Source organism: Mycobacterium sp. GA-1199, assembly GCF_001500045.1.
In the GTDB taxonomy this organism is placed as follows: domain Bacteria; phylum Actinomycetota; class Actinomycetes; order Mycobacteriales; family Mycobacteriaceae; genus Mycobacterium.
This window is the reverse complement of sequence record NZ_LQIX01000025.1, coordinates 22,916-43,503: the sequence shown is the minus strand read 5'-3', so window position 1 is coordinate 43,503 and position 20,588 is coordinate 22,916. Positions and strand designations below refer to the sequence as shown.

Sequence of the window (20,588 nt, the reverse complement as noted above, 5' to 3'; positions counted from 1 at the left end):
CCCGGCAGAAGCGCTCGACGAACTACTCTCGAATCCGTCCAAACCACCCGCTATTGCATCGATCGCTTGAAACCGCCGCGCCGACCTCGCGCATATCTTCAGTTTCGGCGGCGTGATCAGGCCAGCGAGTCCACCCACGCGCGGTGAAGCGCGGCGTAGTGACCGTCCGAGCGGGTGATCAGTTCGGCCGGTGAGCCGTCCTCGACGATCCGGCCGTGTTCGAGCACCAGCACCCGGTCGGCGATCTGCACGGTCGACAGCCGGTGCGCGATGACCAAGGCCGTCCGGTCGGCGAGCACGGTTTCCAGCGCGCGCTGCACCATGCGCTCGCTGGGGATGTCCAACGATGACGTTGCCTCGTCGAGGATCAGCACTGCCGGGTCGGCGAGGAACGCCCGCGCGAACGCGACGAGTTGCCGCTGCCCGGCCGAGAGCCGGCCGCCGCGTTTGGCGACGTCGGTGTCGTATCCGTCGGGCAATGCCGCGATGAAACGGTCGGCGCCGACGGCCCCGGCCGCCGCGGCGACCTCGGCGTCGGTCGCATCGGGTCGGCCGAACCGGATGTTGTCGGCGATGGTCCCGTCGAACATGAAGTTCTCCTGGGTGACCATCACGACATGGCGGCGCAGGTCGCTCTGCGAAAGGTCGCGCAAGTCAACGCCGTCGAGAGTCACCGAGCCGGATACCGGGTCGTAGAACCGCGCGATCAGCTTGGCGATCGTGGTCTTGCCCGCGCCGGTGGTGCCGACCAGCGCGACGGTCTGGCCGGCCGGCACCTCGAGCGTCAACCCCGGCAGGACGGAGCGGTCGGCGACGTACTCGAATCGGACGTCGCGGAAGGCGATCTCGCCGCGCACATCGGTCAGCGCGACGGGGCGCTTCGGGTCCTTGATGCCCGGCCGCTGGGCGAGCACGCCCGCCAGCTTCTCGAGTGCCGAGGCCGCCGATTGGAACGTGTTGAAGAACTGCGAGATCTCCTGCATCGGCTCGAAGAACATGCGCAGGTAGAGCAGGAAGGCCGTCAGCGTGCCGATCGTCATCTCACCGTTGAGGACCCGGTAGCCGCCGTAGAGCAACACCACACCGGTGGTGAGGTTGCCGACGAGCTTGACACCGGGCATGAAAATCGCGAGCAGTTGGAAGGTGCGCTCGTTGTCGGCCTTGTAGCGGTCGGCGATGTCTTCGAAGATCTGCTGGTTGCGCGGTTCCCGGCGGTAGGCCTGCACGGCCTTGATGCCAGTCATGGTTTCGACGAACTGCACGATCACCAGCGCGGCGCTTTCGCGCACGCGGCGATATGTTCTCGCCGACTCGTTGCGGAACCACCACACCAGCCCGACCAGCACCGGGAAGGCGCCCAGGCACATCAACCCGAGCCGCCAGTCGAGCACGACGAGCAGGATCGCGGTCCCGAACAGCGTGAGCACCGCGGTGACCAGGCTGTCGAAACCGGTCTCGAGCATGTCCTGGATGGCTTCGACGTCGTTGGTGGATCGGCTGACCACCCTGCCCGAGGTGTACCGGTCATGGAAGGCGATATCGAGGCGCTGGAAGTGCCGAAACACCCTGCGGCGCAACGCCAGGAGCACCTTCTGGCCGATGCGTCCGGAGCGGCGCAGGAAGAACATCCTGCTGGTGGCCTGGACCGCGACGACGAGGGCGAGGGTGCCGACGATCATCAGCAGCGTGTGGGCCGGACCGCCGTCGACGATCGGCGGGATGCCCCGGTCGATGCCGCGCTGCACGAGGATCGGAACCGACAGGCGCGCCGCGTTTTCCACGACCACGACGAGGGCGAGCAGCGCAACGGTGAAGCGGTAGGGGCGCAGCAGGTCGCCGAGAAGTGAACGGGCCTCGCGGCGGCGGTCGAGGGTCTCGTCGATCGGGAGGTCGTCGTGTTGTTCTTCGAACTTGCCGCGCCATTCTGGTGTCGCGGTGTCAGTGGTGTCGGTGGCGGTCATCGGCGTTCGGCCTCCGAGGCGGCGAAGCGTCGCTGCGCAGGGTCGCGGTGCAGCACTTCTTGCTCCTCGACGGCGTGGTCGAGGCGGCTGCGGTCCCGATCGTCCTCCCACGCGCACGCGCGCTCGGTGCCGTCGTCGAGTTCGTCATCGGCGGCCAGCAGGTACCGGTACTGCGGCACCCGCGCCAGCAGTTCGGCATGGGTGCCGACGTGGGTGATGGTGCCGTCCTCCAGCAGGGCCACCTTGTCGGCCAGCAGCACGGTCGACGCGCGGTGCGCCACAACGATTCCGGTGACGTTGTGCAGCACTCGGCGCAACGCCTCCTCGACCACCGCTTCGGTATGCACGTCGAGGGCGGACAGCGTGTCGTCGAGCACGAGGACCTTGGGCGCCGCCAGGATCGCGCGCGCCAGCGACAGCCGCTGCCGTTGCCCGCCGGACAGGCTCATGCCCTGTTCGCCGATGCGGGTCTCCAGGCCGAAGGGCAGCTCGTAGACGAAGTGCGCGGCCGCGACGTCAATCGCCTTGGCCAGATCCTCATCCGAGGCGCCCGGCCTGCCCAGCCTCAGGTTCTCGGCGACCGACATGGAGAACAGCGTCGGGTCCTCGAAGGCCGTGGCCACCGTTTCACGCAGCGCCGACAGGGTGAGCTCGCGGATGTCGCGGCCGTCGATGCGGATGGATCCCTCGGTGACGTCGTACAACCGGGACAGCAGTGCGGCCAGCACCGACTTCCCCGAGCCCGTCGACCCGACGAGCGCGAGCGTCTCCCCCGGCTCGACGGTGACGGTGACATGGCGCAGCGCAAAAACGTCCGAGTCGGGGAATCGGAATCCGACGTCGACGAGTTCCAGGCGTCCGCCGCTCGGCGGTTCATCCACGGGACCGTCGACGATATCGATTGGCGTGTCGAAGATCTCGGTGATCCGGTTCGCGGCGGTGAACGACTCCTGCGTCATCGACAACAGGAAGCCCAGGGAGGCGATCGGCCAGACCAGTGACAGCATCATCGTGATGAACGCGACCAGGGTGCCCAGGGTGACGTGACCTTCGCCGGCGGCGTAGGCGCCGAAACCGAGCACCACGATCAAGGTCAGGTTCGGGATGACTTCGAGCAGCGTCCAGAACTTCGCCGAAACCGATACCCGATTGATCTGCGTGTCATAGAGATCGGTGAGTTGTTCGTCGAACCGGTCGTAGACGTAGTCCTCGCGCCCGAAGGATTTCACCACCCGCAGCCCGAGCGCGGACTCCTCGACGTGGGTGGCGACGTGGCCCGCCTGATCCTGCGCCAGCCGCGACAACCGGGTGTACTCCTGTTGGAAGTGCAGAACGGTCAGTGTGATCGGCACGATCGACACCAGCACGACCACGCCCAGCGGCCAGTACATCGTCAGCAGGATGGCTGTCACGACGGTGATCTGCAGTCCGTTGAGCAGCAGGAAGAGCAGGCCGAAGGACATGAAGCGACGAATAGTGCTGAGGTCGTTCATGATTCGCGAGAGCAGCTGGCCGGACTGCCAGCGCCCGTGGAAGCTCATCGGCAGCACCTGCAGCCGGGCGTAGAGATCCTTGCGAATGTCGGCCTCGACGCCCATGGTGGCGCGCGCCGCCAGCCAACGGCGGATGAACCACAGGACCGCCTCGGTGATGCCGACGCCCATCGCGGCGGTGCCGAGCAGCCACAGTCCCTGCTGGTCCTGGTGGCGCACCGGACCGTCGATGACGGCCTTGGTCATCAGCGGGATCGACACGGTGGCGGCGAGGCTGGCGATGGCGACGGTGACCATCGCGATCCAGCGCGCCCGGTACGGCATCAGGTACGGCAGCATCCGCCACAGGTCCGAGCTCGCGCGTCGGCGTTGCGGTGGCGGGGCGATGGCCGGCGCTGAGCGCGGGTCCTGGGCTAAGGGGTCAACCACTCAACCCATCTTCCCACGCTGGGCAAACGGATAACGGCAGCGGCGAAACTGTATTCCAACAGCGAACGGTCGAGTAAGTACCTGCTGGAATGCAGTTTCGCGATCGCGTCCACCAAAGCCCCACCGAAGCCTCAACAACAGACGAGGTCGATGGCTTCCCGCGTCGGAGACCGGGCGCGCGGTATGAACCCCTATGCGTCTATGCGGGCGAACTGACGCTGCTGATACTGGTCGACGCATGTCGCGCGCCGGACTTTGCCGCTTGTGGTGATCGGTATCGAACCCGGTGACACCAGAACGAGATCAGCGACGTTGAGGCCGTGTGCGTTGGATATCGCCGAGGTGACTTCTCGCTTGACCTCAGCGAGCGTGTCCGCAGCCTCCTGCTCGGACTCGCCGCGCTTTTTGGCCTCGATGATCACGACGAGCTTCTCGGTCTGCCGATCCGGCACCGCGATCGCAGCGCACCGTCCTCGCGTGATCTCCTGCACCGTGGCCTCGATGTCATCGGGCGAATGGTTACGGCCGTAGACGATCAACAGATCCTTGATGCGGCCGATGACAAACAACTCGTCGTCGAAGAAGAAGCCCTGATCCCCGGTTCGCAACCACGGTCCCTCCGGCGTACCCGCCGACGGGTCGACAAGCCGTCCACCGAACGTGGCTTCGGTCTCCTCCGGCTTCTGCCAGTAGCCCAGCGCAACGTTATCCCCGTGTACCCAAATCTCCCCTGTCACCCCTGAAGGGCATTCTGTCATCGTGTCGGGATCGACGATGCGAACCGTTGGCGATTGCGGCACACCGTAACTGACCAACGGTGTGCCACCTCTGTTTTCGCATCGCTCAGCCTTGCCCGATGTGAGCTTGTCGGAGTCGAAACGGACAATCTTCGGCACCTGGTTCGGCCGACCGGTCGCCACATACACCGTCGCTTCCGCCAAGCCATATCCGGGACGTAACACGGTCTCGGAAAGGTTGCAGCGGGCGAACCGCTTGGCGAAGCGCTCGATGGTGGCCGGATTGATGCGCTCGCTACCGCTTCCTATTCCCCGCACCTGTCCGAGGTCCAGCCCTGCCATGTCCTCGTCGGATGTCTTCTTGGCGGCGATTTCGAACGCGAAGTTCGGCGCCGACGAGAACGCGTGGTTGTTGCGCGCCAGCAGTTGCATCCACCTCGCCGGCCGCTGCAGGAACGCCACCGGACTCATGAGCACTGCGTGAAGCCCTGCCATGACTGGCACGAAAATCCCGACCATCAAGCCCATGTCGTGATAGAAGGGCAACCACGACACGATAGTGGTGTCCGGCGGCGGCACGTTCCCGTCGTCGGCGAACAAATCCGACATCAGCTGCCGGTAGTTGACCATCAGGTTCCTGTTCGACACCATGACGCCCGCGGGCGTACGGGTCGAGCCGGATGTGTACTGCAGAAACGCGATGCCCGAGGTGTCTTCCGACCCGAGGTCGGATGTCGATGCGTCGAGGTCGAGCGAATCAACAGCGATGACGGCGGGAGCGGATTCGCTGTTCTTCACGGCCTCCCTGATGTTGTCGATTACGGCAGACGTGGTGAGGACAACGGTCGGCGACGAATCGCCGAGCACCGAATCAACGCGTTCATCAGTGACGCCACCCATCGGAACGGACAGCGGAACCGCGACGAGCCCAGCCTGCAGCGCCCCATAGAACGCGACGATGTAGTCAAGCCCCTGCGGTGCCGAAATCACTGCCCGGTCACCGGGAGACCCGATACTCGTGAGAGCGCGGGCGACGTTCGTCGTTCGCCGATACAGCTGGGACCACGTCAAGCTCTCGGCAACGCCATCCCAATCCCGGTCAAAGTCGATGAACGTGAAGGCTTTGTCGTTGGGTTGAAACCCGGCGCGCTCGCGGATCATGGCGGCGGGGGAAGAATCATTCACAGCGGATTCACACCCTCCGGAGCGCAATTCGGTAGAGATTTGCATGTTCGAGCCGGAATTGCCTGATCGATGCCTCGAGATATCTCTCGTAGACCGAGACCTTTTCCGGACCGACGATCTCCACCGCAGCCGTCCAATTGCTCCGCAGCCTTTCGAGCCATGATGCGCAGGTCCGTGCGTAGTGTTCCCGATGGTTCTGCACCGACCTGATCTCGAAGAGCTTCTCGGCGGCATGTGCTATTTCGGACAGCCTTGGCGGATCCGACTCCGGAAATATGTGCTCTGCTATGAACAGGCAATCCTCCAGCCCCTGCTGGTCCATTGCGACGTTGCCTTTGCCAATCGTCTGCAGGGCGAGCCCCGCACCGGGGTTGAGGCACTCGTGACACTTCTCGAAGAATCGCCGATATGCCTCAACTCTGTCTGACCGTTTCCGGCCGAATTTGACGAAATGCTCCATCGCGCCGATGGAAACGGCGGCGTCGTAGCGCTCATCTGGCACGAAATCTGCCCAGTCTTGGACAAGCACTTGCAACCGAGGGTCGTGCAGCCCCTCAACATGGTTCGCTTGCGCCTCGCTCAGCGTCAGGCCCGTGACGTACCGAACGCCGTGTTCGGTAACCATCCGCTGCATGACCGACCCCCACCCGCAGCCGATGTCCAAAACGCGGGCGCGTCCCTTCGCACCGGCCTCCGACACGAGGTAATCGATCTTCCGTCTTTGCGCCTCTGCGAGATCATCGGCCTGGCCATCCCACAATGCGCAGGAATAAGTCATCGACTCGTCGAGCCAGAGCGAGTAAAACTTGTTACTGACGTCGTAGTGGTGCTGAATCGACTCGAGTGATGCACCACGCTCGCTTAGTGTTTCCATTTCCTCCCCTTCAATTGACTAAGTTTCTATGCGTCTATGCGGGCGAACTGCCCCTGGCGGTATTGCTCGACACAAGCGGCCCGCCTGACCTTCCCGCTCGTCGTGATCGGTATCGAACCGGGAGACACCAGGACGAAGTCGGCGACGCTGAGGCCGTGTGAGTGAGAGATCGCCGAGGTGACTTCACGCTTGACCTCAGCAAGGGTGTCTGCCGCCTCTTGATCAGAGCCGCGCTTGCGGGCCTCCACGATGACGACCAACTTCTCAACCGAACGATCCGGCACCGCGATCGCCGCACACCGCCCCCGCGTGATCTCTTGGACCGTCGCCTCGATGTCGTCGGGCGAATGGTTGCGCCCGTACACGATCAACAAATCCTTGATTCGGCCGATGACGAACAACTCGTCATCAAACAGAAAGCCCTGATCGCCCGTCCGAAGCCACGGCCCCTCCGGCGTACCCGCCGACGGATCGACAAGCCGTCCCCCAAACGTCGCCTCGGTCTCGTCAGGCTTCTGCCAATAGCCCAACGCGACGTTCTCGCCGTGCACCCAGATCTCGCCCGTCACTCCTGCCGCACACTCGGTCATCGTGTCGGGATCCACGATCCGAACCGTCGGCGAGCGCGGCACACCATAGCTGACCAATGGTGTGCCACCCCCGTTTTGGCACTGCTCCGCCTTGCCGGCGGTCAGCTTGTCAGAGTCGAAACGAACGACCTTTGGCCCTGCTGCCGGTCGGTCGGTCGCCACATACACCGTCGCTTCCGCAAGACCATACGACGGTCGTATCACCGCCGCAGAAAGGTTGCAGCGGGCGAACCGCGTGGTGAACCGCTGAAGCGTCGCCGGGTGTACCCGTTCGCTGCCGGTCGCGATGACGAGCACGTCAGAAAGATCGAAGCCGGCCATGTCGTCATCGGATGTCTTCTTCGCGGCAATTTCGAACGCGAAGTTGGGCGCGGCCGAATACGCCTTGGCGTTGCTCGCGAGCATGTGCATCCATCGGGCCGGCCGTTGCAAGAACGCGACCGGACTCATGAGCACGGCGTGAAGCCCCGTCAGGACCGGGCCGCAGACCCCGACGTATAGACCCATGTCGTGGTAGAAGGGCAGCCACGAGACGAGAGTGGTGTCGGCCGGGGGCACATTGCCGAAGTCGGCGAAATAGTCGGCCGATACCTGTCCGAAATTGGCCAGAACGTTTCTATGCGACATCATGACGCCGGCAGGCGTGCGGGTCGAGCCGGAAGTGTATTGCAGGTAGGCGACCTCGGGCCCGTCTTCGCACCCGGCATCGGATCCAGTCGGCGCGTCGAGGTGGAGTGAATCAACTGCGACGACTGCGGGCGCCGACGCCTTTGAGTGGGACCCGACGTATTCGGCCACGGGGTCGGCGACACGGGATGACGTGAGAACGACCGTCGGCGACGCGTCCCGCAACACCGAATCAACGCGCTCATCGCTGACGCCGCCCAGGGGAACCGAGAGCGGGACGGCGATCCGGCCCGCCTGCAATGCGCCGTAGAACGCGACGATGTATTCAAGGCCCTGAGGCGCCAATATCACGGCGCGGTCGCCGGCCGACCCGTGGCGTGCGAGTTCCCGTGCCACGTTCAGCGTCCGCCGGTAAAACTGCGACCACGTCAGCGTTTCGGCTACACCGTCCCAGTCCTGCTCGTAGTCGATGAACGTGAGCGCCCGGTCGTTTGGCTGCAAGCTGGCGCGCTCGCGCAGCACAGTCAATAGGGAGGTCCCGGTCACCAGCCAGAGGTTACCGTCGCCGTCGCCAGCGCAAGCCGAAAGTGAGAGATTCGGTAGCCGACGAGCAGATCACCGCGAGCAGCGCGATGTCGACAAATCTGACGACCAGCCGTTTTGCCCCGGCAGGACTTGTTGGTGCCGCTGGAGCTGATGATGATCGGGTTTGCCGAAACTGCTTTCCGCTCGGCCGATCGGCCGAACGAAATCGCGTCGCGGGATGCTACAGCGACGTACTCACACAGTGCGAGCCAGTCGCTCCGCAAGCAGCGCTGCGAACTTCGCCGGATCGTCCGGAATGTCACCCTCCGCGAGAAGGGCTGTGCCATAGAGCAATTCGGCTGTCTCCGCTAAGGCGGTCTCATCAGCGCTGTTCTTGTGCGCCTGCTGTAAGCCGTTGACGAGCGGATGTCGCGGGTTGAGTTCGAGGATCCGTTTCGTAACGGGCATCGACTGCCCAGATGCCCGGTACATTCGCGCCAGCGCGGGTGTGATGCCGAAGGTGGGCGTTATCAAGCAGGCCGGTGACTCGGTCAAGCGCTTTGACAACCGCACTTCGGCAACATGATCACTCAGAGTCTCTTTCAACCAGCTCAGCAGGTCGGAGAATTCCTTTTCCTGCTCCTCGCGCTCGGCCTCGCTTCTTTCCTCCTCCGAGTCGAGATCCACCTCGCCTCTCGCCACGGATTGCAGTGGTTTGCCGTCGAACTCGGGCACCGACCCCACCCAAATCTCGTCGACTGGGTCGGTGAGCAGCAGCACCTCGTACCCTTTGGCCCGGAAGGCCTCCAGATGTGGTGACTTCAGTAATTGCTCGCGCGACTGACCGGTGGCATAGAAGATCTGCTCCTGGCCGTCTTTCATGCGCTCGACATATTCGGCGAGGGTGGTGGATTCTTCTTCGCTGTGCGTCGAGGCGAACGACGAAACACGCAGCAGCGTGTCTCGGTTGTCGAAGTCGGACATCAAGCCCTCCTTGAGGGCTGGGCCGAACTGGGTCCAGAACGTGCGGTAATCCTCGGGACGCTCTGACTGCAGATCTTGGATGGTCGACAGGACTTTCTTCGTCAGCCGGCGCCGGATTGCGGTGACCTGCCGATCCTGTTGCAGGATCTCCCGAGAAACGTTGAGCGACATGTCCTGTGCATCGACGACACCCTTGACGAAGCGGAGGTACCGAGGCATGAGCTCATCGCAGTCGCCCATGATGAACACGCGCCTGACATAGAGCTGTATCCCGACTTTGGCATCGCGGCTGAACAGGTCGAACGGGGCGTGGGATGGAATGAACAGCAGTGCCTGATATTCGAAGGTGCCCTCGGCCTTCATCACGATCACCTCGAGCGGATCGTCCCAGGCATGAGCGATGTGTTTGTAAAACTCCTGGTACTCCTCGGCCGAGACCTCGTCCTTGGTCTTGGCCCACAGCGCCTTCATCGAGTTGAGGGTTTGTGTCTCGATGGTGACGGTCTCCTCACCCCCCTCCTCAGTCGGGGGGGTCCGCCGCTCGACCTGCATCCGGATCGGCCAGGAGATGAAGTCGGAGTACTTCTTGACGAGTTCCTTGATCTTGAACTCGGAGGTGTAGTCGTGCAGCTGGTCCTCGACGTCTTCGGGCTTGAGGTGCAGCGTCACAGAGGTGCCCTGCGGGGCATCATCGACGGATTCGATTGTGTAGGTGGCCTCGCCAGTCGATACCCACCGGGTTGCCTGGCTCTCGCCGGCCTTGCGGGTGAGCAACTCGACCTTGTCGGCCACCATGAACGTCGAGTAGAAGCCGATACCGAACTGGCCGATCAGTTCCTCGGAGGCGGCGGCGTTCTTCGCTTCTCTCAACTGCTGACGTAGCTGGGCGGTACCGGACTTGGCCAGCGTGCCGATGAGGTCGACGACCTCGTCGTGCGTCATACCGATGCCATTGTCGCGAACGGTCAGGATGCGCGCGTCCTTATCCGCCTCGATCTCGATGTGCAAATCGGACGCGTCGACATCGAGATCCTTGTTGCGCAGGGTCTCCAGCCGCATCTTGTCCAAGGCATCCGAGGCGTTCGAGATCAGCTCTCGCAGGAATGAGTCCTTGTTGGAGTACACCGAGTGGATCAGCAGCTCCAACAGTTGGCGCGCCTCTGCCTGGAACTCCAACTGTTCGACGTGTGCAGTCATGTTCCCCCCCGATCGACCAGAGAGCCTTCAATACCGGCACAGATGATAGCGAGCCGGAAAAATCGCCCTCGGCACTCGACCGTGAATTCATCTTCGGAGCGGCCAACCAGTCCATCGCAGCAACCAACGACCCGCAAATGTCGAAGACGGCCGAATCCCGGTCGACGCCCGAACACCCGTTACGAAGCTGACCTAATCGTTCCCCGGTGCCCGCTTGTGTCGTTTCCGCGGACTGATTGCTCCGATTTCGAGACAACACACCATGTGTGAACCTAGCGTTAACGTTCGTGACCGCCTGCCGAGGCAAACCAATGCCACCGAGGAAGCACGAGACGGCGCCGCCGTCGGTGTCCTGCTGACCTCACAGGTGCACGGATTTGGGCCGTGCGGGGGCCGAGGCCACAGCAACCATTGCTAAGCGGAGGGGAAATGACGTCATTCAAGTCTGTGGATGATCCGGTGTCGGGCTCAGAGACAGCCGCGACATCGTCCACAATGAGCACCACACCTGTCACGCCGATCGCTGTCATCGGTATGGCGTGCCGGCTGCCGGGTGGAATCGATTCCCCGGAGCAGCTTTGGGAGGCGTTGCTCCGGGGCGATGACCTGATCATCGAGATTCCGCCTGATCGATGGGACGCCGAGGAGTACTACGACCCCGAGCCGGGCGTACCCGGTCGATCGGTGTCGAAGTGGGGCGCGTTCCTCGACAACTACGGCGGCTTCGACGCCGACTTCTTCGGAATCAGCGAGCGGGAGGCCACGGCGGTCGACCCGCAGCATCGCCTGTTGCTGGAAACCTCCTGGGAGGCAGTGGAACACGCCGGTTACAGCCCCGCCCAGTTGGCGGGCTCGCAGACCGGAGTGTACGTGGGTCTGACACATGGCGACTACATACTGCTCGCGGCCGACGCCCACGCCCTGGAGGGACCCTACGGATTCCTGGGCAACAACTACAGCATGGCGTCCGGACGGATCGCTTATGCAATGGATTTGCATGGTCCGGCGATAACAGTGGACACCGCATGTTCGTCCGGCCTGGTCACCGTGCACATGGCTTGTCGCAGCCTGCACGACGGCGAATGTGACGTCGCGCTCGCCGGTGGTGCCACGCTCTTGCTGGATCCGCGGAAGTCATCCGCGGGATCGGCCGGCGGCATGCTCTCTCCGACCGGCCATTGCCACGCATTCGATGTGAAGGCCGACGGTTTCGCATCGGGCGAGGGCGCTGTCATGGTGCTGCTCAAGCGATTGCCCGATGCGCTGCGCGATGGTGACCGAATTTTGGCTGTCGTGCGCGGTACCGCCCTGAACAACGACGGCCGGACGGTGAACATCACCACGCCGTCGCAACCCTTGCAGGTCAAGGCCTACCAGGCGGCGTTGGCCGCTGCTGGCGTGGACCCGAACACCGTCGGGATGGTTGAGGCACACGGGACTGGAACCCCGACCGGCGATCCAATCGAATTCGGCAGCCTCGCAGAGGTTTACGGGATCAACGGACCGTGTGCGCTCGCGGCGTCGAAGACGAACTTCGGGCATACGCAGTCCGCCTCGGGAACTTTGGGACTGGTAAAGGCCGTCTTGGCCGTCCAGCACGGTGTGGTACCACAGAACCTGCACTTCACGCAGTTACCTGAAGAACTAGGCCGTGTCGACAGCAACCTCTTTGTGCCCAAGGAGAATACCGCCTGGCCAACGAACGGCCAGGCGCCCCGGAGGGCAGCGGTTTCGGCATACGGGTTCTCGGGAACCAATGCCCACGCCATCGTGGAGCAGGCTCCCGGCACTCCCGCGGCCGATGCTCTACGCAATGGGAGCGCTGACGCGGCGACGACAGAACCCCAACTGTTTGCATTGTCTTCGACCTCAGCCGACGAACTGCGCCGGTCCGCAGCGCGGCTGGCCGACTGGGTCCAGACGCATGAAGATGTGGCCTTGACTGACATCGGCTACACCTTGGCGCGTCGACGCGCGCACCGTCCGGTACGGACCGGCGTCATCGCGGGCAGTCGGCCGGAGTTGATCGAGGCTCTGCGTGAAGTCGCCGACGGCGATACGCCGTACGAGGCGGCCGTCGGTCGCGACGACCGCGGTCCGGTGTGGGTGTTTTCAGGCCACGGGTCGCAGTGGGCGGGAATGGGTGCCGATCTGCTGGCCAACGAGCCGGTGTTCGCCGCCACCATCGCGGCTGCAGAGCCGCTGATCGCGCAGGAGTCCGGTTTTTCGGTTACCGAGGCGATGAGCGCCTCTGAGGTGGTGACCGGCGTCGACCGGGTGCAGCCGACGCTCTTTGCGATGCAGGTCGCATTCGCGGAAACCATGAAGTCCTACGGCGTGCGGCCGGGTGCGGTGATCGGGCACTCACTGGGGGAGACTGCCGCGGCGGTAGTGGCCGGTGCACTGTCGCTCGAGGACGGGATCCGCGTCATTTGCCGCCGCTCGCGGCTGATGGCCCGCATCGAGGGCTCCGGAGCGATGGCGTCGGTGGTACTGCCAGCGCAGCAGGTGCTTTCCGAACTGACGGCGCGGGGAATCAACGACGTTGTGATCGCGGTGGTCGCCTCACCGGAGTCGACGGTGATCGGCGGTGCGCCTCAGCCGGTGCGCGAACTGGTCGCTGAGTGGGAGCAGCGCGACGTGATGGCCCGCGAAGTCGCCATCGATCTGGCCTCTCACACTCCCCAAGTGGAGCCCATACTCGATGACCTGTCCAAGGCTTTGAGTCAGCTGTCCCCCAACACACCGGAAATCCCGTTCTACTCGACGAGCCTGTTCGACCCGCGCGATCTCCCGATGTGTGATGCCCGTTATTGGGTGAACAATCTGCGGCGCACGGTGCGGTTCGCCGCGGCGGTACAGGCCGCGATGGAAGACGGATACCGGGTCTTCGCCGAATTGGCGCCGCATCCTCTGCTCACACACCCACTGGAGCAGAACGCCCGCAGCCTCGACGTACCGCTGGCCGCTCTCGCGAGCATGCGTCGCGAGCAGGAGCTGCCGCACGGTCTGCGCGGATTCTTGACAGATCTGCATTCTGCGGGTGCCGCGGTCGACTTCTCGGTGCTCTACCCGAACGGGCGGCTGGTGGACGCGCCGCTGCCGACATGGACGCACCGTCAACTGCGGTTGAGCAAGAACAGTCAGGGAGCCTCCCCGTCGCATGGTGCACGCACGATTTCGGTTCACCCTCTGTTGGGCGCCCACGTGCGCTTGCAGGAGGAACCGGAACGCCATGTTTGGCAAGGCGAGGTCGGCACCGCTGTCCACTCCTGGATGGGCGATCACCAGATCCGCAACGTGGCTGTTCTTCCCGGGGCCGCCTACTGCGAGATGGCGTTGGCCGCCGCCCATACCGTTCTGGGCGAAGCGTCTGAGGTCCGCGACATCCGCTTCGAACAGGCACTGCTTCTCGACGAGCAGACCACCGTGGGCGCCTCGGCGTCATTGGCGTCGCCGGGCGTCCTGAACTTCTCCGTAGAGACCAATCAGGGCGGCGAACAGACCAGACAAGCCACGGCAACCCTTCAGGCGGCCGAGGTTGAGCAGCCTCCCGCGCACGACCCGGCTGTGCTTCTGGCGGCACATAGGAATCGGGAAGATGGCGACGCGGTGCGCGCCCGGATGGACCAGCGCGGCGTCCAGTACGGTCCGGCGTTCGCCGGTCTTGGCGCTGTACACACCGGCGAGTCCGCAACCATGCTCGCCGAGGTGGCGCTGCCACGCCAAATCCGATCGCAGCAAGGCGCTTACGGTGTGCACCCAGCGCTGCTCGATGCGTGCTTCCAATCTGTCGAGGCCCACCCGGATGTCCAAGCGCTGGGCGAAGGCATGCTCGGGCTCCCGTTGGGGATTCGTCGGCTGCGCTCCTACACCGCTGCGCGCGACGCGCACTACTGCCTCACGCGCGTGACAAAAGTCGATATCTCCGGCGTGGAGGCCGACATCGATGTACTCGATGAGCGCGGCACAATCATGCTCACGGTCGAAGGGCTGCAGTTGGGCACTGGAGCAGACGAAAAGGCCAATAAGTCTCGGGTACTGGCCGACCGGCTCTTGACCATCGATTGGCAGCCCCGGGCCTTGCCTGAGGTCGAGTACGCGGAGGCCGGCAATTGGCTCCTGATCAGCACAGCCAACACCGACCACGTAGCCACGACGTTGGCCGACATCCTGAAAAGCCATGGCGCGCAGTGCATCGCGATGTGCTGGCCGCGAAATGCGGACCACACATCGAACGCCGAAGAGCTCAAGAACCATCTACGTGCCGGATCATTCACGGGTGTAGTGATTTTCACTGGTCCTAAGAACAGCGACGGCGAGACCCAAAATCCGCGATTGGGTCGTGAGTATATTGAGCATCTCGTCCGTATCGCCCGCGAACTGCCGGAGATTTCCGGCGAGCCACCGCGTCTGTATGTCGTGACGCGTGACGCCCAGACCGTGGAGGCGGGAGACAGCCCCAACCTCGAGCTAGGCGGGATCCGAGGCCTCGTGCGGGTGATCGGCACAGAGCACCCGCATTTGCGGGCCACTCAAATCGATGTGGACGCCGACATCGAGCCGGAGCACCTGGCACAACAGTTGCTCTCCGAGGTCGAAGAGGACGAAACAGCATGGCGAAACGGCCAGTGGTACGTCGCGCGCTTGCACCAGTCGCCTCTGCGCCCTGAAGACCGGAAGTCAACCGTCGTCAACCATGAACACGACGGCATGCGTCTGAAGATTCGTACACCCGGCGATCTCGAATCGGCGGAATTGGTTTCGTATCAACGGGTTTCTCCAGGACCGGGCGAGATCGAAGTAGCAGTCACTGCTTCGAGCATCAACTTCGCCGACGTGCTCGTCGCCTTCGGCCGTTACCCCTCGTTCGAGGGACGACTGCCGGAACCGGGAACAGATTTCGCCGGGGTGGTGACCGCGGTCGGGCCCGACGTCACAAGTCATAAGGTTGGTGACCACGTCGCGGGCCTCTCCCCCAACGGTTGCTGGGCGACATTCATCACCTGCGACGCCAACCTTGCGGTCACTCTGCCCGCCGGGCTGACCGACGCTGACGCCGCAGCGGTGACCACGGCGACCGCCACCGCCTGGTACGGCCTGCACGATCTGGCCCGCATCAAGAAGGGAGACAAGGTGCTGATCCACTCCGCAACTGGCGGGGTGGGTCAGGCCGCTATCGCGATCGCCCGCGCGGCCGGTGCCGAGATCTTCGCCACGGCAGGCAGTGAGCAGCGGCGTCAACTGTTGCGCGACATGGGTATTGAACATGTTTACGACTCCCGGAGCACCGAGTTCGCCGACCAGATTCGCAGCGACACCGAGGGCTATGGGGTCGACATCGTGCTCAATTCGGTCATCGGTGCCGCCCAACGTGCGGGCGTCGAATTGCTGGCATTCGGTGGACGATTCGTGGAGATCGGCAAGCGCGACATCTACGGTGACACCAAGCTGGGCTTGTTCCCATTCCGGCGCAACCTCACATTCCACGCCCTTGACCTTGCGCTGCTGTCGTTCAGCCACCCTGACCGGCTGCGGGACCTGTTGAACACGGTGTACAAGCTCACCGTCGACGGCGTGCTTCCGATCCCGGAGAGCACGCACTACCCGCTGGCCGACGCCGCCACCGCAATCCGGGTGATGAGTGCCGCGCAGCACACCGGCAAGCTCATTCTTGACATTCCGCGTGCCGGAAGCAGCAACGTGGTGTTGCCGCCGGAGCAAGCTCCAGTCTTCCGCGGTGACGGCTCCTACATCATCACCGGCGGCTTGGGCGGTCTCGGGTTGTTCCTGGCCGAGAAGATGGCCGCCGGAGGCTGCGGACGTATCGTGCTCACGTCGCGTTCACACCCGAACCGAAAGACGCTGGAAACGATCGAGCTCATTCGTTCGATCGGTGCTGACGTGGTGGTCGAGTGCGGAGACATCACCGAACCCGAGACGGCAGACCGCTTGGTGGCGACAGCGACTGCGACCGGCCTGCCGGTGCGCGGCGTGCTTCATGCCGCTGCGGTGATCGAGGATGCCACGCTGACGAACATCACCGAAGATCTGATCGAACGGGACTGGGCGCCAAAGGTGTATGGCGCGTGGAATCTCCACATGGCCACCGCGGATCAACCGCTGGACTGGTTCTGCTCGTTCTCGTCGGCGGCCGCGCTAGTGGGCTCGCCCGGTCAGGGCGCGTACGCCGCAGCCAACAGCTGGCTGGACGCGTTCACGCACTGGCGGCGAGTCCAAGGGCTTCCCGCCAGCGCGATCGCGTGGGGCGCCTGGGGCGAGATCGGTGCGGCCACCGCACTGGCGGAGGGCACCGGCGTTGCGATCACACCCGACGAGGGCGCGTATGCGTTTGAAGCGCTGCTGCGTCACAACCGCGCCTACACCGGTTACGCGCCGATCATGGGGACCCCATGGTTGACCGCGTTCGCGCAGCACAGCCCCTTCGCCGAAGCGTTCCGCAACACCGGACAAGGCAGCGCGGGCTCAAGCAAGTTCCGTGCCGAGCTCGACGAGCTTCCCGTTGAAGAGTGGCCCGCCCTGCTACGTCGCTTGATCTCCGATCAAGTCAGCCTGATTCTGCGGCGCAACGTCGATCCGGACCGTCCGCTCGCCGAGTACGGCATGGACTCGCTGGGTGCACTCGAACTACGCACGCGCATCGAGACCGAGACGGGGCTGCGTATCACGTCGACCAACATGACGACGACAGTTCGTGATCTGGCGACGATGCTCTCTGAGAAGTTGACACCCGCGGAATCCAAAGAGGCCAAAGTGTCGGCATAACGCCGACGCCGGCACTGGGCAGCGGACCGTCCTGCGTGCCCGATGATCGGTTCGACGTTTGTAGTCGCGGTCATTCGGCACGCAGGCGGCCATGACTTGCAGGGAGCCAGGACGTGACTCCGCAGGCGATCAGTGTGAATTCGCGGAAAGTGTTCGAGGAGCGCGAGTTTCACAAGCGGGTCGGAAAGCCATGGGGGTTGCCCTCTACGATCCGCAAACTCGTGTGCGCGGAACCGCAGTGAATCCAGATCGTGAACCGGCCCGTCAAGGGCGTTCTTTCCAGGCGCGTCCGAGGAAACGCCTGAAGTTGTCAGGCTCGCCCGGCTTGGGTCCTGGCTGGCTCAGTCATCAGATGCTCCGTCCGCTGCCAGCCTGTCGCGCAGACTTTTCGGCCGAATATCAGGCCAGTTATTCTCGATATAGTCCAGACACGCGGCCCGGTCCGCTTCGCCGAAAACCACACGCCAACCCTGCGGAACGTCGGCGAAAGTCGGCCAAAGACTGTGTTGCTCCTCGTCGTTGACCAGGACGAAGAAGGTGCCGTTCTCGTCGTCGAAGGGATTGACGCTCACAAGTTCTCCATATTGTCTAGTAAATAATGAGTGGAACGTTTCCAAAAGCATACTAAGGCCGACAAGGGTCGCTCCGAGGTCCGGGCCAAGGTTGCCGCTACGGCTCCCCATGAAGTTCAGTCACCAGATCGACAAGGTGCGCCTCCGCAGTGGCAATGGTAACTCACACATCCCTACGAGGACCGGGCAGCGGTCAGCTGCAGAACAGGTCCGGCACGCCGACAACACTTGAAAGTAGCTGCTCGGTCGGCTTCGAGAGTTCCTGTAGCGTACGGTATCCTGCCCACGTCGAGGAGGGCCCGTGAAACTCACTTCCAAAAGGTTGACGGTAAAGTTTGCTGAATCCGTCGCGCTCGGGCTGCTCCCTTTTCTGGCAGCGGGCACGTTCGACTACTGGCAAGCGTGGGTCTTCTTGGCGGTATTCAACCTATCGGGATGGATTCCGAGCATCTACTTGTTGCGGACGAATCCCGATGCGTTCGAGCGTCGTATGCGCGGGGCGACCGCAGAGACCCGAGTAGTGCAGAAAGTCCTCATCGTCGGCTGGCTCTTGTCGGTGCCAACAGCGTTGCTGGTCAGCGGCTTTGACCATCGCCTTGGTTGGTCGCATGTACCAACCGCGACCTGTTTGGTTGGCAACGTTCTCGTAGCCGCCGGGCTGATTTTGGTAACCGTAGTCGCGATCCAAAACAGCTATGCGGCAGCAAACGTACAAGTGGAGGGAGATCAACAGATCGTCTCCACCGGTCTCTACGGGATTGTGCGACACCCGATGTACACCGGCAGCATGATCATGTTGGTTGGCATCCCCCTTGCACTCGGTTCTTATTGGGGACTCCTTACCGTCGTACTAGCGGGAATATCCCTCGCTTTGCGGATCCGAGACGAGGAGAAACTGCTGCAGCAGGAGCTAGACGGATACAGCGACTACACACAAAGGGTCCGCTATCGCCTGGTGCCGTGTGTCTGGTGACGCCACGGCGCCCACAGTGTGAATGAATCGCGGTTACGCACTCGAGAGGCGCCAGTCAGGTCGCACGCTTGGACTCCCCAGCGGCATAGGTTGAGGTGATCAGCAGCGCCCGCGTCCTCGGCGGCGCGACGATCAGATCGATCACCTTGTCGCCGCTTGCAGTTTTCGACGTTCGGCTCAATCGTCTCCGACGGTGCGCTGCTCAGACCGACACCTAATTGATCTAACCGAACACGCCGAGCCGACACCATGAGCGCCAGCCGCTGTTCATCTACACCCATCTTGATCGTTCGTCCTCGCCGACAAGGCCTTCCGCTTCATCAAGCTGCTCGGATTCCGACGGTACCTCCAGGCGGGACGACGGGCAGTGAGTCGGCTACTGTGTCTTTGCGTGGGCAAAGACATGCGTGATCTAATTTTCGTGTTGGGTATGGCCCGGTCAGGTACGTCGGCGTTGACGAGGGTGTTGTCGCTGTGCGGGGCTGAATTGCCGCCAGGTTTGGTTGCCCCCGACAAGCACAACCCGACCGGATACTGGGAATCGCGGCGTGTCCTGAACATCAACGAACGCATCCTCCACCGGTATCACACCACGTTCCTCGATCCCGCCCCCAAAGAGATGCCGGCCCACCGCTGGGCAGTCAATACTGTTTACCGCTATCTGAAGTCGCTGCCGACAAGAACCGTTGTGGTGATCAAAGATCCGCAGATCATCACCCTGACCCGAGTGTGGGTGGAGGCGGCCAGAAAAGCTGGGGACAAACCGTCTGTGGTTATTCCGGTGCGTCACCCGCAGCCGGTTATCGCGTCGATTCAGAAGATGGACAACAAGCCGTCCGCGGAGTTGGCGGGGGCGCTGTGGCTGAAGAACATGCTGTTGGCGGAGCGGAACACACGCGGCCTACCGAGGGTGTTCGTGGACTACCGCAACCTGCTAAACGATTGGCAGCACGAGGTGAAGCGTATTTCCCACCAGTTGGGGATCGACCTGGACACCAACAGTTCGGTGGATGAGTTCCTTAGCCCTCGACAGGCTGGCGGTGAGGAGGTGTGGCGGGTGTTCGGCACCGACTGGATTCACATCGTCTACGAGGTGTTGTGCTCGGCCGCCCACGACGAGCCCGTCAACCAAACCGCCATGGACGGGGTGTTCGAGGCGTATCAGGCGTGCGAAAACGACATGCGGACAGTCCTGGCGGATGCACGCCGTCTGTCTCGCGTGCAGCGGTTCTTCCCCCCCACCGTGATGGGGGCTGGGCGGGAAGTGGCCGCCCTGTTGCACAGCATCAGAAACTAGAGAACGCCCCAACCGTGCGGGAGGGCGTGATTTGAACAGCCGGTGCGGGGGATCGAGTGGCTCTGTATGGCATTGGACACCTGTGCGGCAAAGGTGCACCGCGCCCCACGTTGACTATTCAATTCGATGTGTCGGGCATCTCGGCAAGCTGTTTGCCCAAGCTCCTGACCGATGGAGCGTTGAATAGGTTGGTAACGGACAATTGAATGTCAAGGGCCGCATTGATTCCGGCGATCAGACGCATCGCGGAAAGCGAATCTCCGCCCATGTCGAAGAATGACTCGTCGACGCCCACACTTTCCACGCCCAGCACCTCCGCGAAAGCATCGGCCAGAAGCCGCTCGACCGGGTCGGTCGG

Annotated in this window: 10 protein-coding genes and 1 pseudogene; 3 read left to right on the top strand and 8 right to left on the bottom strand. The window is 63.2% G+C overall.

Annotated elements, in window-relative coordinates; translation table 11 throughout:
- Window positions 1-116: 116 nt before the first annotated feature.
- From AU198_RS17255 to htpG, 6 genes are all read right to left on the bottom strand, one after another.
- Complete coding sequence (locus AU198_RS17255) at window positions 117-1,961, bottom strand: ABC transporter ATP-binding protein (RefSeq protein ID WP_064349623.1); 1,845 nt, start codon at window positions 1,959-1,961, stop codon at window positions 117-119.
- Complete coding sequence (locus tag AU198_RS17250; protein ID WP_064349621.1) at window positions 1,958-3,883, bottom strand: ABC transporter ATP-binding protein; 1,926 nt, start codon at window positions 3,881-3,883, stop codon at window positions 1,958-1,960. Before AU198_RS17250 ends, AU198_RS17255 begins: the two co-directional genes overlap by 4 nt.
- Before the next feature lie 191 nt (window positions 3,884-4,074).
- Entirely contained in the window at window positions 4,075-5,850 is a 1,776-nt protein-coding gene (locus AU198_RS17245; RefSeq protein WP_156431646.1) for an AMP-binding protein, read from the bottom strand.
- The gene (locus AU198_RS17240; RefSeq protein WP_064349618.1) at window positions 5,813-6,679 is read right to left on the bottom strand and encodes an SAM-dependent methyltransferase; all 867 of its coding nucleotides are present in this window, start codon (window positions 6,677-6,679) and stop codon (window positions 5,813-5,815) included. Before AU198_RS17240 ends, AU198_RS17245 begins: the two co-directional genes overlap by 38 nt.
- A 26-nt stretch (window positions 6,680-6,705) precedes the next feature.
- On the bottom strand, window positions 6,706-8,442 hold the full coding sequence (locus AU198_RS17235) for an AMP-binding protein (protein ID WP_064349616.1): 1,737 nt from the start codon (window positions 8,440-8,442) through the stop codon (window positions 6,706-6,708).
- A 234-nt stretch (window positions 8,443-8,676) separates the two neighbouring features.
- Window positions 8,677-10,602, bottom strand: a complete 1,926-nt coding sequence (htpG, locus tag AU198_RS17230) for a molecular chaperone HtpG (RefSeq protein ID WP_064349614.1) — start codon at window positions 10,600-10,602, stop codon at window positions 8,677-8,679.
- Between the two features lie 495 nt (window positions 10,603-11,097).
- Between htpG and pks2 the strand changes: the two genes are divergently transcribed.
- On the top strand, window positions 11,098-17,388 hold the full coding sequence (gene pks2 / locus AU198_RS17225) for a sulfolipid-1 biosynthesis phthioceranic/hydroxyphthioceranic acid synthase (protein ID WP_231744701.1): 6,291 nt from the start codon (window positions 11,098-11,100) through the stop codon (window positions 17,386-17,388).
- A 341-nt stretch (window positions 17,389-17,729) separates the two neighbouring features.
- On the opposite strand, the gene AU198_RS17220 is transcribed toward pks2, so the two are convergent.
- Window positions 17,730-17,960 carry an MbtH family protein gene (locus tag AU198_RS17220; RefSeq protein WP_064349611.1) on the bottom strand — a complete coding sequence of 77 codons (231 nt, stop codon included), beginning with the start codon at window positions 17,958-17,960 and terminating at the stop codon, window positions 17,730-17,732.
- Window positions 17,961-18,261: 301 nt separating this feature from the next.
- Between AU198_RS17220 and AU198_RS17215 the strand changes: the two genes are divergently transcribed.
- Window positions 18,262-18,933 (top strand): methyltransferase family protein, encoded by a 672-nt coding sequence (locus AU198_RS17215; protein ID WP_064349608.1) that lies wholly within the window; start codon window positions 18,262-18,264, stop codon window positions 18,931-18,933.
- Between the two features lie 391 nt (window positions 18,934-19,324).
- A complete protein-coding gene (locus AU198_RS17210; protein WP_064349606.1) occupies window positions 19,325-20,230 on the top strand; it encodes a sulfotransferase family protein in 906 nt (301 codons plus the stop codon).
- Between the two features lie 118 nt (window positions 20,231-20,348).
- On the opposite strand, the pseudogene AU198_RS27045 reads toward AU198_RS17210, so the two are convergent.
- Window positions 20,349-20,576: pseudogene (locus tag AU198_RS27045) on the bottom strand (phosphopantetheine-binding protein); the annotation flags it as partial.
- Window positions 20,577-20,588 lie beyond the last annotated feature (12 nt).